Origin of the sequence: Fibrella arboris (assembly GCF_041321095.1) — a bacterium.
In the GTDB taxonomy this organism is placed as follows: Bacteria; Bacteroidota; Bacteroidia; order Cytophagales; family Spirosomataceae; genus Fibrella; species Fibrella arboris.
Window position 1 is genome coordinate 1 of sequence record NZ_JBGGWE010000007.1, and the last position, 13,307, is coordinate 13,307.

The 13,307-nt window shown below is 54.4% G+C and carries 9 protein-coding genes; 7 read left to right on the forward strand and 2 right to left on the reverse strand.

Annotated elements, in window-relative coordinates; all coding sequences use genetic code 11:
* Positions 1-104 precede the first annotated feature (104 nt).
* The 3 genes from ACAW75_RS13695 (at position 105) to lpdA (ending at position 2,070) form a co-directional block, all read left to right on the forward strand.
* Positions 105-335 (forward strand): DUF4177 domain-containing protein, encoded by a 231-nt coding sequence (locus ACAW75_RS13695; RefSeq protein ID WP_207328184.1) that lies wholly within the window; start codon positions 105-107, stop codon positions 333-335.
* Positions 328-525 (forward strand): DUF4177 domain-containing protein, encoded by a 198-nt coding sequence (locus ACAW75_RS13700; RefSeq protein ID WP_370729296.1) that lies wholly within the window; start codon positions 328-330, stop codon positions 523-525. The genes ACAW75_RS13695 and ACAW75_RS13700 overlap by 8 nt, the downstream gene beginning before the upstream one ends.
* Before the next feature lie 126 nt (positions 526-651).
* Positions 652-2,070, forward strand: a complete 1,419-nt coding sequence (gene lpdA / locus ACAW75_RS13705) for a dihydrolipoyl dehydrogenase (protein ID WP_370729297.1) — start codon at positions 652-654, stop codon at positions 2,068-2,070.
* A 298-nt stretch (positions 2,071-2,368) separates the two neighbouring features.
* Here the strand turns inward: lpdA and ypfJ are convergent, their stop codons facing one another.
* Positions 2,369-3,232: a KPN_02809 family neutral zinc metallopeptidase gene (ypfJ, locus tag ACAW75_RS13710; RefSeq protein WP_370729298.1), complete on the reverse strand. Its 864-nt coding sequence runs from the start codon at positions 3,230-3,232 to the stop codon at positions 2,369-2,371.
* Positions 3,233-3,572: 340 nt separating this feature from the next.
* Here ypfJ and ACAW75_RS13715 point away from each other — a divergent pair, with 340 nt between their 5' ends.
* The 4 genes from ACAW75_RS13715 to ACAW75_RS13730 all read left to right on the forward strand — a co-directional run bounded on the left by ACAW75_RS13715 (position 3,573) and on the right by ACAW75_RS13730 (position 11,655).
* On the forward strand, positions 3,573-5,990 hold the full coding sequence (locus ACAW75_RS13715) for an FtsX-like permease family protein (protein WP_370729299.1): 2,418 nt from the start codon (positions 3,573-3,575) through the stop codon (positions 5,988-5,990).
* Between the two features lie 76 nt (positions 5,991-6,066).
* Positions 6,067-6,693, forward strand: a complete 627-nt coding sequence (locus tag ACAW75_RS13720) for a GIN domain-containing protein (protein ID WP_370729300.1) — start codon at positions 6,067-6,069, stop codon at positions 6,691-6,693.
* Positions 6,694-6,768: 75 nt separating this feature from the next.
* Positions 6,769-9,153: an ABC transporter permease gene (locus ACAW75_RS13725; RefSeq protein WP_370729301.1), complete on the forward strand. Its 2,385-nt coding sequence runs from the start codon at positions 6,769-6,771 to the stop codon at positions 9,151-9,153.
* A 93-nt stretch (positions 9,154-9,246) separates the two neighbouring features.
* Positions 9,247-11,655, forward strand: coding sequence for an ABC transporter permease (locus tag ACAW75_RS13730; RefSeq protein ID WP_370729302.1), 2,409 nt, complete (start codon positions 9,247-9,249; stop codon positions 11,653-11,655).
* A gap of 270 nt (positions 11,656-11,925) precedes the next feature.
* On the opposite strand, the gene ACAW75_RS13735 is transcribed toward ACAW75_RS13730, so the two are convergent.
* Positions 11,926-13,149 carry an ABC transporter permease gene (locus tag ACAW75_RS13735; RefSeq protein WP_370729303.1) on the reverse strand — a complete coding sequence of 408 codons (1,224 nt, stop codon included), beginning with the start codon at positions 13,147-13,149 and terminating at the stop codon, positions 11,926-11,928.
* Positions 13,150-13,307 lie beyond the last annotated feature (158 nt).

Genomic DNA, 13,307 nt, shown 5'->3' on the forward strand with positions numbered 1-13,307 from the left:
GGTTTCAAGTGCGCTGCTTAATTATACAAAAGTTGAATAAGCAGCGCACTTGAAACCGCGGCGGCGGACCGTCTGAGACTTGAAACCTGAAACTTTTTCACAGTATGCCCTGGGAATATAAAACACTCAAAACGAAGGTGATGGCGCAGTCACAGTCGATGTTTCGCAACGACGATGCTGCCGAAAGTCCCATGATTCCTTCCGAAGTAGTGGAGGATATTCTGAACGAACAGGGCGAGCAGGACTGGGAGCTGGTCAACTGTGTGCAGCTTGGCAATAGCTCGGTCGGGATCGAGCTGCTCTACTTCTTCAAACGGTTCTACAGCAATGACTAAGTGGGAATACCTCTCGTTCAATTGCCGACCTAACGAACTGAACGAATTTCACCAGAAACTAAACCAGTTCGGTGAACTAGGGTGGGAGTTAGTCGGCATGGAGTCGATCGAGTCGAAAAGCATTGGCCTTTTCGACAGTGGTGCCGCTACATCAGGAATCGTGATCGTGTTCAAGCGGCCAAAGGAATAAGCAGGGCAAATAGCTCGACGGATGGGTAGGTGCCACTAAAAGTTACTCCTTACTGTTACATATTAACAGAGCAGAACCAGTTCTTCTGCTTACGATACCTGTTGACGAGTTAATAAAACCTATACTATGCAATACGACGTAATCGTCATCGGCTCGGGGCCGGGCGGCTATACGGGCGCTATTCGGTGCGCACAATTAGGGCTGAAAACGGCCATCATCGAAAAATACGCCACCCTGGGCGGGACCTGCCTCAACGTAGGTTGTATTCCCTCAAAAGCGCTGCTCGACTCGTCGGAGCATTATTTCAATGCCAGCCACACCTTCGCTGAACACGGCATCAAGCTGGATCAGCTGGCGGTAGACCTGCCGCAGATGATTGCCCGCAAACAAGACGTGGTAGATCAGACGACAAAGGGTATCGTCTACCTGATGAAGAAAAACAAGATCGACACGTTTTATGGGGTCGGCTCGTTTGTGGATGCCAATACGGTGAAGATTGCCAAGACAGATGGTAGCGGCGACGAAACGATCACGGGTAAAAACATCGTGATTGCCACGGGCTCAAAACCCATGTCGTTCCCATCGATGCCCCTCGACAAAAAGCGGGTTATCACCAGTACCGAAGCCTTAACACTGCCTGAAATTCCGAAGCACCTGATCATTATCGGAGCGGGTGTGATTGGCGCTGAACTGGGGTCGGTGTATGCTCGTCTGGGGGCTAAAGTATCGTTTGTCGAGTTTGCCGATTCGATGATTCCGACCATGGATAAAACGATGGGTAAGGAATTGCAGAAGGCCGTGAAAAAGCTGGGGGCCGATTTCTACTTCAACCATAAAGTGACCAAAGTAGAGAATACGGGTGATGAAGTCGTTGTGAGCATCGATACGCCCAAAGGCCGTGGCGACGGACCGGAGCAGATAACCCTGACCGGCGATTATTGCCTGGTGTCAGTTGGTCGCAGACCCTACACCGATGGCCTGAATCTGGAAGCTGCCGGACTGGCTACTGATCAGCGGGGTAAGATCGAGGTCGACGAACACCTGCGCACAAAGGTGCCGCATATCTATGCACTCGGGGATGTGATCCGGGGCGCTATGCTGGCGCACAAGGCGGAAGAAGAGGGCGTGTTCATTGCCGAAACCATTGTTGGTCAGAAACCGCACATTCATTACCGCCTCATTCCGAACGTGGTCTATACCTGGCCGGAAGTAGCCGCCGTTGGGTATACGGAAGAGGAAGTAAAAGAGAAAGGGATCCCCTACAAACTGGGTACGTTCCCCTTCAAAGCGCTGGGCCGTGCCCGCGCCTCAATGGATGTTGATGGCCTTGTGAAAGTACTTGCGCACAAAGACACCGACGAGATTCTGGGCGTACACATCATTGGCCCTCGCGCTGCCGACATCGTAGGCGAAGCCGTGATGGCCATGGAGTTCCGCGCCTCGGCCGAAGATGTAAGCCGTATATCGCATGCGCACCCAACTTACACGGAAGCCCTGAAAGAGGCCTGTCTGGCTGCAACCGGCAACCGGGCAATCAATATGTAATAATAAAGGGAGGAACGGAGGAGAGGGAGAATGGAGGAGAGGGAGAATGGAGGAAAGGGAGAATGGAGGAAAGGGAGAATGGAGGAAAGGGAGAATGGAGGAAGGGGAGGAACGGAGGAAAGGGATTGCTTACGCTAGCGCAGATACTCCAGCGTAAGCAATCCCTTTCCTCCATTCTCCCCTTTCCTCCATTCTCCACTTTCCTCCGTTCCTCCCCTTCCTCCATTCTCCCCTTCCTCCATTCTCCCCTTCCTCCATTCTCCCCTTCCTCCATTCTCCCCTTCCTCCGTTCCTCCCCTTACTGCAACCTCGCGTCTTCGCGGCTGTTGAATGTATCGCCCTGGTTGATATCGCCGGTTTCAAACCCTTTTTTGAACCAGTAGGCCCGTTGGGCGGCTGTTCCGTGGGTGAAGCCTTCGGGCGTAACGTACCCCTGGGTGGCCTTCTGAATGTTATCGTCGCCGATGGCACTGGCTGCATTCAGGGCTTCATCGATATCACCCGCTTCAATGATATTTAAGTCGCTTTTGGCGTAGTGTGCCCAAACCCCCGCCAGAAAATCGGCCTGGAGTTCCAGACGAACTGATAATCGGTTCGCGTCGGCCTCGCTCATGCGTTCCTGCGCCTGGTGCACTTTATCGAGAATGCCCCATTGATCCTGAACGTGATGGCCAATCTCATGGGCAATCACATAGGCCATGGCAAAATCGCCGGGAGCATTGAACCGCTCTTTCAGTTCGTCATAAAAAGAAAGGTCAATGTAGAGCTTGCCGTCGCCGGGGCAATAGAACGGGCCGGAAGCGGACGAAGCCATGCCGCACCCCGACTGGGTTTGTCCGCGAAACATGACCAGTACCGGTTTGGTATACTGTTGCCCTTCTTTCTGGAGCAACTGCGTCCAGACATCCTCGGTATAGCCCAGTGTGACGCGGCTGAACTTGGCTGCCTGGTCATCGGGCTGTGGGCCCGACGGCGCCTGCTGGGAGACCGTTTGTTGATCGCCACCACTCTGATTGAGTATTTGTGAAGGGTCGCCGCCCAGCAGGTAGATCACCAGGGCAATGACCACGGTGCCAATGCCACCGCCAACGACCATACCACCCCCGCCGCCACCCCGGCGGTCTTCTACGTTATCGCTTTCGCGTCCACCTAACCAGCGCATAGTATCAAGTTTTGAAATAGGTACTGTGTTTTATTCCATTTAACACTGCAAGCTTACCTTTTCTACGGGTAAAATGTTTAAGTGGCTTGTGAAAAGTTACGATCGCCAGGGTTGATGGATAGGCCAGCCTACCTGAACAACGTACCTGGTGAGCCACAGATCGAGCTACGGATACGCCGTACAACACCGGACAGCGACTTGTCCATTTTCGGACAGGCGTTTACGTGAAAAGAGTTGTTTTAGGCCTAAAACGGGTTATTTTTCGTCGTGGCACGGCTGTTGACTAAGCACAGGAGTTAGCCCCGGAGCCCATCCAATGCTCAACGAAAACCTGTTTGCTATGCTTCGTTCTTATTTCACCATCGCCCTTCGAACACTCCGCCGAAATCGCCTCTATGCGTTGATCAACGTAACGGGACTAGGGCTGGGTATTGGTTGTGCGCTGTTGCTTTTTGCCCTGGTACGCTATCACTACCGCACGGATACACACCACAGTAAATACGACCGGATATATCAGTTTACCTCAGCCTTCAAAACCCCTGATGGCGACTTTTTTACACCCGGCGTACCCGAGTCGTTTGGTCAGGCGCTGAAAACCGATCATCCTGAGATTGAGCAACTGGCGATGATCGAAGAATGGGAGGAGCCGATGGTGATTGTGCCCGGGGGGACAGGGGCCGGCACGACGGGAACCGACAAAAAATTCAAGGAAAGCTCAGATAAAGCTGCGTTCACTGATCCATCGTACTTCCAGATTTTCGATTATAACTGGGTGGCAGGTGGCCCCGCCGATCTGAATCAGCCGGGTACGCTGGTGCTTAGCGCCCAACTGGCCGTCAAGTATTTTGGAACCACGAACGCGTTGGGTAGGGTAGTGAAGCTGGACGGACGTACCCAGGCGCGCGTCGTTGGCGTATTCACTGATTACGCTGACAATACCGACTATGCCTACCAACTGATCGGGTCGCGCGCGTCACTTAAAGACTTCCAGGGCCGGCCGTTCGATGAGAGCTTCACCAATACCAACAGCAGCACACATTGCTTTGTCACACTAAATGAACGGTACACACCCGCCAACTGGAATCGGGATTTGCCTGCATTTCTGAAAAAGCACAATCCGACCAACATGGTAACCACCCGGTACCCCATTACCCCGTTGAGCGAACTTCATTTTGCCACAGACTACAACGGTGTCAGCAAAAATCTCATGCTGTCGCTGTTTGTCATTGGCCTGTTTCTGGTCATTACGGCCAGCATCAACTTTGTGAATCTGGCCACGGCGCAGGCAATGAACCGGGCGCGCGAAGTGGGTGTACGAAAAGTGCTGGGCAGCACACAAAATCAACTGCTGGGCCAGTTCATGGGCGAAACAGCGCTGATTGTTACCCTGGCGATGGGGCTGGCAATCGGGCTATTCAGCTACGGGCTGTCGCTGGCGCAAACGTACCTGCACGGGGCTTTCCGGTTCACGTTCTATTTCTCACCATCGGTGCTGGGTTGGCTGGCGTTGCTGGTGATTGGGGTGATTCTGTTGGCAGGCCTATACCCGGCGCTGGTGCTGGCCGGTTTCCGGCCGGTGGTGGCGCTGGCGGGTAAAATCACAACACGGCAGGCGGGCGGTTTCAGTATCCGGCGCGGGCTGGTGGTCACGCAGTTTGCCATTTCGCAGATGCTCATTATTGGGCTTGTGGTGGTGGCAAGCCAGCTGAATTACGTGCAGAACAAAGACCTTGGTTTCAAGAAAGACGCCTTGCTAACCATTCGACTGCCGATTGTAGCTGAACAGGATATCACTAAGATGAGTACGTTCCGGAATCTGGCAACGGCGCTGCCCGATGTGGCCGGATTTAGTTATTCGATGAGCGGAGCACCTCAGTCGGGCTGGGTAAGTCAGACCAGTATCCGGTTTGATACGCGGCCGGAAGAAGAAAAATTCGGCCCGCAGCAAGCCTGGATCGACGATAAATACGTGCCGCTGTTCAAGCTGAAACTGGTAGCTGGCCGGAATCTCAATCCATCAGATACGCTTCGGGAGGCGTTGGTCAACGAGGCCATGGTACGTAAACTGGGCTTCAGTGATCCGGCGCAGGTACTCGGTAAGTTCATTCATAAACGGGGTCGCTCTTCCATAGAGATTGTCGGCGTCCTGAAAGATTTCAACCAGAGCGATCTGAAAAGCGCCATTGGTCCGTCGTTCTTCAGTACATCGGCTAAGAACTATTTCGGGGCTAACCTGCAACTACGGACAGCTGGAAATTATCAGCGCGTGATCAGCCAGCTGGAGGTGGCCTATAACCAGGTGTATCCCGATAGCTATTTCGACCATCAGTTTGTGGACGATCAGATTGAAGAGCGGTATCAGGAAGAGCAGACGATGGGGCGGCTGGTCAATTTCTTCGCCGCCGTGGCCCTGCTGATCGGTTGTATGGGGCTGTATGGCCTGGTGCTGTTCATGGTGACACAACGCACCAAAGAGATCGGGGTGCGCAAAGTACTGGGGGCCAGTGTAGGCAGCATTCTGTGGCTGTTCAATCAGGAGTTTGCCCGGCTCATTGGTTTTGCGTTCGTGCTGGCGGCTCCGGCGGCCTGGTGGGTGATGGATCAGTGGCTGCAATCGTTTGAATACCGCATCGATTTCGGACCATTCATTTTCGTCGTTGCGCTGATGGCAACGGTCGTTGTGGCGGTGTTGACGGTGAGTTACCAGAGCATCAAAGCTGCGGTGGTGAATCCGGTTAAGAGTTTGCGAAGTGAATAAAAACGTAAAGGGCTGGTGCTTAGGGTGAATTGCTTCGTCACCCCACGCTTCTGGCCCGGTTTCCCTCCCAATTCCCATGAAAACGATATTGATCGTATTGGCTCTGCACCTTTCGCTTGGCAGTTTTGCACAGGATAAGTACGCGGCAACCAGAGAACTTAGGGGTAATGGCCGGCTCGTTCGTGAGACGAAAACCGTTCAACCGTTCTACGGAATCGAGATTGACCATTTTCCTGCCAGAGTGGTAGTTGAAGCTGGTGCGCCTGAGTCGTCGGTGACGATCAGTATCGACGATAACCTGCGTTCGCTGCTGGTGATCGACGACAGGAACGGTACGTTACGCCTCGCGTTTAAAGACCCGAATAACAAACCGTTCTGGGTTAGTAAATCCAGTATAGACGTTGTTATCAGAACCTCGGAGTTAAAGCGGTTCAAGCACGGGTCCAACAGCGACGTAGCTGTTCGGGGCCTGCGCGGCGAGTCGTTTGCGTTCGTCAATGAGGGCAACGGAAATGTACAGCTACAGGGCCGGGTGAGCACCTTCGACCTGGTAAGCACGGCCAACGGGAACATAGATGCTGTAGGGCTACTGACAACGACCGCGAACGTGATGACCCATGCCAACGCTACGATCCGGGTCAATGCCAAAGACGTGTATGAAGTACGCAATGCAAATGCCGACGTAACCAACGTGGCGCACTAGAGTAGGGCCGAAGCTCCAGCTTCGGTAGTAAAGTAGGTCTCTGACTACCGAAGCTGGAGCTTCGGCCCTACAGCTATGCTCAGAAACTACCTCAAAATCGCGTTCCGCAACCTGTGGAAGAACCGCCTGTTCAGTGCGTTGACTATTGTTGGCATGGGCGTGGGTATGGCGGCCGTTGGACTGATGAGCCTGTACGTCGTCCATGAACTCAGCTACGACCGCTTCCATGCCAACGCGGACCGGATCGTGCGCGTGGTGCAATATGCCAACTGGCCCGGTGGTGACCTTCAACTGGCCCCTACATCCGCACCCTTTGCGGCCGCCTTGCAGAATGAGTACCCGGAGGTGGAGAAGACCGTCAGGGTTCAGCCCGAAGGCGGGGGCCTGATCACCTACAAAGACAAGAAGCTGAACGTCGACGATATCCTGTTTGCCGACCGGACCCTGTTCGATGTATTCTCGTTTCCGCTGCTGTATGGTGATCCGGCAACGGCGCTGGCTCAGCCTCAGTGCATTGTGATCACGAAAAGCCTGGCCGAAAAACTGTTTGGTAACGCCGCCAAAGCCGTTGGGCAGACCATCGAATTTTCGAATAACTTCCCCAACCGGGTTACGGGCGTTATTGACAACGTACCTACGACCTCACATCTGCAATTCAGCGCGTTACGGTCGCTTCCCGATAAGTATACCAGCGGCTGGCAGAATTTTGAGCTGTATACATACCTGCTATTGGCCAACGGCAGCGACCCGAAAGCGCTGGAGGCCAAGCTGCCCGGTTTTTATGAGAAGTACCTCAAAAAAGAAATAGGCCAGCTGACCTACCGGATGGTGCTTCAGCCGCTGACGTCGATTCACCTGCAATCGCATCTCGACTACGAAATAGGCCCGAACGGGACGCTTAGCACTGTTTACACGTTCGCCGTTGTTGCGTTCCTGATTCTGCTGATTGCCGGGATCAATTACGTCAACTTGTATACTGTTCGGGCCATTGCCCGCACCCGCGAAGTGGGCGTCAGGAAAGCGGTTGGTTCGCGACGTGGGCAACTCATTGGTCAGTTTCTGACGGAATCAACACTGATGGCCTTTCTGGCCTGCGCCACCGGGTTAGTGCTGGCTAATCTGTTCCTGCCTCTGTTCAACGACCTGGCGGGTAACGCGTTTGCCATCAACGCCTACGGCCCGCTGGTAACGGGTGTGGCGCTGATGGCTTTCACGCTATTGCTTGGGCTCGTAAGTGGCCTGTACCCTGCTTTACTGGTATCGGGTTTTCGACCGGTAGCGGCATTGAAAGGCCGACTGGTGGCTCAATCGAACGGCGGACGCTTCCAGCAATCGTTGGTGGTGTTTCAGTTCGTGGCGGCCGTAGCGCTCATTAGCTGCTCGTGGGTGATCTACCGGCAGATGGGCTATGTGACCCACAAGAATCTGGGTTTCAACAAAGAGCAGGTGCTGACCTTTCACCTGGATAGCGAGGCGGTACGTACCCAGGTTCAGGCGTTGAAAAATGAATTGCGAAAGAGTCCGCTGATTGAACAGGTAGCCGCAGCCAGCAACCCGATCGGCAACAACAATATCGGCACCAACGGTATGTTCTTCGAGCAAAACGGCGTGATGCCAACCAGTACGCAGGTGGTGCAGACCTTCTCTGTCGATGCCGATTACCTGGGTACGCTGCAAGTCAAGCTGCTCAAAGGCCGCAACTTCACCGACGCTGTCAGCGACCGGCTGGGGGCAGTGCTGGTCAATGAATCGCTGGTGAAAAAAATGGGCTGGCAGGACCCCATTGGTAAGCGGGTTCGCTATTTTCTCGGGAAAGACAAAACCGCTGAAGCGCAGGTGATGGGCGTTGTGAGCGATTTTCACACGTATTCGTTACAACACAAAATTGAGCCGCTGGTGTTGCAGATGCCCGCCCCGTCGGAGCAGGATAACCTGTATGTTCGGATTCAGCCGGCCAAAACAGCGGAGGCGCTGGCCTATATCAAATCGGCGTACCGTCAGTTCGACCCTACCGCCGAAGTCACCTTCCATTTCCTGGACGAGAACTTTTCGCAACAGTACAAAGCCGAACAGAAACAGGGTCAGGTATTGCTCACCTTCACGTTGCTCGCCATTCTGGTTTCCTGCCTCGGCCTGTTCGGCCTGGCGGCTTATGCGGCCGAAGTACGTACAAAAGAAATTGGGGTGCGGAAAGTGCTGGGTGCCAGCGTAGTCAGTATCGTGACATTGCTCTCGAAAGACTTCCTGAAGTTGATCATAATCGCTATCGTCCTTGCCGCACCACTCGCCTGGTACGCTATGAGCCGGTGGCTGGACAGCTTTGCCTATAAGATCACCCTCGCGTGGTGGATTTTCGCCGGTTCAGGTACGTTGGCCATAGCCATTGCGCTGCTGACGGTGAGTTTCCAAAGCGTAAAAGCCGCGTTGATGAACCCGGTGAAGAGTTTGCGAACAGAGTAACTATAATGCCTAAACGGTCCGCCGCCGTGGCTCCAGCTTCGGTGATAATGAGTGGTATTTAACTGCCGAAGCTGGAACTTCGGCGCTACGATCATGCTACAGAACTACATCAAAATTGCCTTTCGCAACTTGTGGAAGAGCAAGATCTATTCGGGGGTTAATATCGTCGGGTTAGCCCTGGGGCTGGCCTGCTGCACCGCCATTGGCCTCTACATACTCGACGAGCTGCAATACGATCGGTTTCATAGCAAGCTCGACCGGATCTACCGCGTCGTGTCGCATCAGAAACAGGCCGATGGTTTGTATAACGTAGCCGTTACGCCCGGCCCGCTGGCGGCTACACTCACGAAGGATTTTTCAGAAGTAGAAAAGACAACGCGCATCGGACGGTGGCACGGAGCATTGAGCCGGGGCACCCAAACGGTCGAGGCTGAATCGATGCTGATTACGGAGCCGTCTTTCTTTAGTGTATTTGATTTTCCGCTGGTGGCTGGCAATGCCCAAAAAGCGTTGATGGGCCCGAATGAGTTGGTCATCAGCGAAGCCATGGCGGTCCGTCTTTTCGGCGAAAACTGGGCGACGCAGGGTATTCTGGGTAAACCGCTTGTGTTTAACAACGAAACGTCATTTGTGCTCGCCGGTGTAACCAAAACGCTACCGACACACTCGAGTATTCAGTTCGACGTGCTGTTGCCCTATAAATGGCTGGAAAAAACCGACGAATGGAGCCAGAAATGGAACAGCAACAATTATCACACCTACGTGCTGCTGAAGCCCGAAGCCGCTGAGGCGGCAAATCTGGCCAGTTTTTCGGCTAAACTGAGTGGGCAACTCAATCGGTATACGCCAACCGGGGATAAGCTTTATTTGCAAGCTTTCAGCGATAGCTATCTGAAATCGGCATTCGACTTCGAGACAGATTGGGGGGTGCGGAGCGACATCTTATACATCCGCATTTTTCTGGCCGTTGGGCTGATTTTACTGTTAATCGCGGTGGTCAACTTTATTAATCTGGCTACGGCGCGGGCGTCGCAACGGGCGCGTGAGGTGGGTGTTCGCAAAACGATCGGGGCGCAACGGTCCTGGCTGGTGGTGCAATTTCTGGGTGAGGCCCTACTGATGACCTGTCTGGCGGTTGCTATATCGCTGGTGCTGGTACAGGCCCTGTTGCCCCTGTTCAACGAGCTGGCGGCTAAAACGCTGGTGCTGCCTGTTCATGAACCGTACTTCTGGCTGGCATTAGCTGGCCTTACAACCGTGGTCAGCCTGCTGACAGGCCTGTATCCAGCCTTCTTCCTGTCGTCGTTCCGGCCTGCGCAGATACTGAAAGGGACGGGGGTGGCCCCTGCTTTGTCGGTCCAGTCGGGACGGGTTTTTCGGCAGTCGCTGGTGATAGGGCAGTTTGCACTGGCCGTTGGGCTGGTTATTGGGAGCGTGGTTATCTATCGTCAGTTGGCCTTCGTTCAGCATAGGAAGCTTGGGTTCGACCAGTCGCAACTGATGTACGTTCGCCTGAAAGGCAACCTGCGCGACAAGGTGCTACCCTTCAAGCAGGCGGTTCAGCAGTTACCCGGCGTAACCGTAGCAGCGCCAACCACCGGCGCTCTGGTTGATATGGTCAATGGATCTGACATTGAATGGGAAGGCCAGCAGCCAAACGACAAGTTTCTGATCACGAATATGAACGTAGACGCCGACTTTATGGCCACAACGGGTATGAAGCTGGCCGCCGGCCGAAACTTCTCGTGGCAGATTCCTTCCGACACATCAGCCACAATGGGGGCGTTTATGCTGAACGAGACCGCCGCCAGACGAATGGGCTGGACACCCGAGCAGGCTATTGGCAAGCGACTGAAATTCTGGGGGCCATCGGGCGTGGTGGTTGGTGTTCTGAAAGATTTCCACTTCAGGCCCCTGCGCGTAGCGATCGAGCCATTCATCTTCCGCTTCCGCCCCGACAATCCGTACTTCAATCTGCTGGTAAAAACGAAGCCCGGCGCTGTATCCCAAACAATTGCGGGCATTACAGCACTGTACAAACAGATCGAACCTGCCACTCCGATCAGCTACGGCTTTGTTGATCAGGAACTGGACGCGCAATACCGGGCCGAGCAACGAATGGGGCGCATTATCCTGTACTTCTCGATCCTCTCGATCTTTGTTTCCTGCCTGGGTTTGTTTGGCCTCACTACGTTCACCGCCGAAGCGCGCACGAAGGAAATTGGCGTCCGGAAAGTGTTGGGCGCCAGCATTGGCAGTATTGTCACGCTATTGTCGAAAGACTTCCTGAAACCGGTATTGGTCGCGATCGTCATTGCCAGTCCCGTAGCCTGGTTTGCCATGACAAGCTGGCTACGCGATTTCGCCTATAAAGTAGACCTCGACTGGTGGGTGTTCGCCCTCTCAGGTACGTTGGCGGTTGGCGTTGCCATGCTCACCGTCAGCTTCCAAAGCCTGAAAGCCGCGCTGGCCAATCCGGTAAAGAGTTTGAGGAGCGAGTAGGGTAGGGCAGAGAGCTGGGGACTCAGGATATTGCTTCGGGCTGTAGGTTGCTTTCTCAGCTACCAACGGCGCACTGCTCTGGCCTGTTGGTAGCTGAGAAACGGATATTTAGTTAACCCAGGTAAACGTAACCAACGGGCCAGAGGCCCTGCTGATACAGGTCACTCGCCACAGGCAAGCGACAACGAAGCGCTCACGACGCGTCAGCTCCCCTTCCTCCTTTATCCCTTTCCTCCCTTTCCTCCCTTTCCTCCCTTTCCTCCCTTCCTCTCACTCCCTCCGAATGGCTTCGACGGGGTCGAGGCGGGCGGCGCGCATGGCTGGGTACGTGCCGAAGAGGACACCGATCAGCATGGCGATGGCGATGATGAGGCCAAACGTATTCCAGGTGTAGGCGGCCTGGAAGGGCACGTCGGTGATGGCTTTGATAAGGGGAATAAAAGCCAGTGTGCTTAAAATGCCCAGCGTTAGGCCCAGCAAACTGCCGAGGGTGGAAATCGTGATCGATTCTGATAGAAACTGCCAGAGAATATCGCGCCGTTTAGCCCCCAGCGCCTTCCGAACGCCAATCTCGACGGTACGTTCGGTAACGGAGATCAGCAGTACGTTCATGACCCCGATGCCACCAACCAGTACTGATATGCCGACGATCAGGCCCATAATGAGCCGGAACAACAAAAATCCTTTCGCCGCCTGATCAACGCGCTGTTCGTTGGTGATGATCGTGAAATCGGCCTGCCGACCGTTCGTGTTGGCTTTTAGCCAGCCTTCGAGCTCTGTTTTCAACGCAGGTACGTCTTCCACCCGATCCGCTTCGATCACACACATTGGCGGAATAGCCTCCAGTGTGCTGTCTGACACGAGCGTAAGGGGCATCAGAAGCTGTCCCGCTTTGGCGTCCTTATCGGCCGAAATGCCGACGATCGTTAGCCGCTTTCCATTATAGGTTACCTGCTGGCCAATCGCCGTTTTCTCGGGTTGTTTACCCACCAGTTGCTTGGCCAGCTTCTGATTGATGACAGCCACCGGATGCTGCCCGTTCAGGTCGGCTTCGGTGAACGACTTTCCGTGGATAAGGGTCAAGTCGGGGTGCAGGGGCAAACTCAGGCCGGTAACGATAGCCCCCGTTTTTTGAGTTGGCGACTGGAGCGTAAGCTCGCCATTCTGCCGACAGTAGAGATAGGCCGTGGCCGGTTTGGTCAACGCCGACCGCATCTTTCTGAACGACCCGTATGTGAAGTGTGCGTAATCGGCTTTACGGACCTGCACCTCGTTCACCGTTTTATATGGGTTCGACTGCACCAGAATTGCTTTGAGTGACGTGGTCTTGGTAATCTGTTCCTGCGCGTACTGCTCCATGCCATCAATTAACGACAGAATAGCCACCAGCGCCGCCACGCCGATCACGATGCCGAGAATGGAGAGCACCGTATGGAAAAACCGGGTGCGGATGTTTTGCAGGGCCGTGGCGAACGAGACCAGGATTTTTTTCATCGGAACGGGATGCCCACGCTTGGTGCAGGCCCCACGAAATAGCAGACTTCGCGCTACGCGGGCAACCCGTATGTGATAAGCGGCTGATTGCTCGAAAGCCGTCTCCTGCCTGCTGATCTACCTGTCCGCTTCCAACGTATCGGTGGCCTGCACCAGGC

Bases quoted from the DNA above. Each gene is read 5' to 3' on its own strand.
- ACAW75_RS13715 (WP_370729299.1), top strand. From the start codon at position 3,573: ATGCTTCGTTCTTATTTCACCATCGCCCTTCGAACACTCCGCCGAAAT.
- ACAW75_RS13695 (WP_207328184.1), top strand. From the start codon at position 105: ATGCCCTGGGAATATAAAACACTCAAAACGAAGGTGATGGCGCAGTCA.
- ACAW75_RS13700 (WP_370729296.1), top strand. From the start codon at position 328: ATGACTAAGTGGGAATACCTCTCGTTCAATTGCCGACCTAACGAACTG.
- ACAW75_RS13730 (WP_370729302.1), top strand. From the start codon at position 9,247: ATGCTACAGAACTACATCAAAATTGCCTTTCGCAACTTGTGGAAGAGC.
- ACAW75_RS13725 (WP_370729301.1), top strand. From the start codon at position 6,769: ATGCTCAGAAACTACCTCAAAATCGCGTTCCGCAACCTGTGGAAGAAC.
- lpdA (WP_370729297.1), top strand. From the start codon at position 652: ATGCAATACGACGTAATCGTCATCGGCTCGGGGCCGGGCGGCTATACG.
- ACAW75_RS13720 (WP_370729300.1), top strand. From the start codon at position 6,067: ATGAAAACGATATTGATCGTATTGGCTCTGCACCTTTCGCTTGGCAGT.
- ACAW75_RS13735 (WP_370729303.1), bottom strand. From the start codon at position 13,149: ATGAAAAAAATCCTGGTCTCGTTCGCCACGGCCCTGCAAAACATCCGC.
- ypfJ (WP_370729298.1), bottom strand. From the start codon at position 3,232: ATGCGCTGGTTAGGTGGACGCGAAAGCGATAACGTAGAAGACCGCCGG.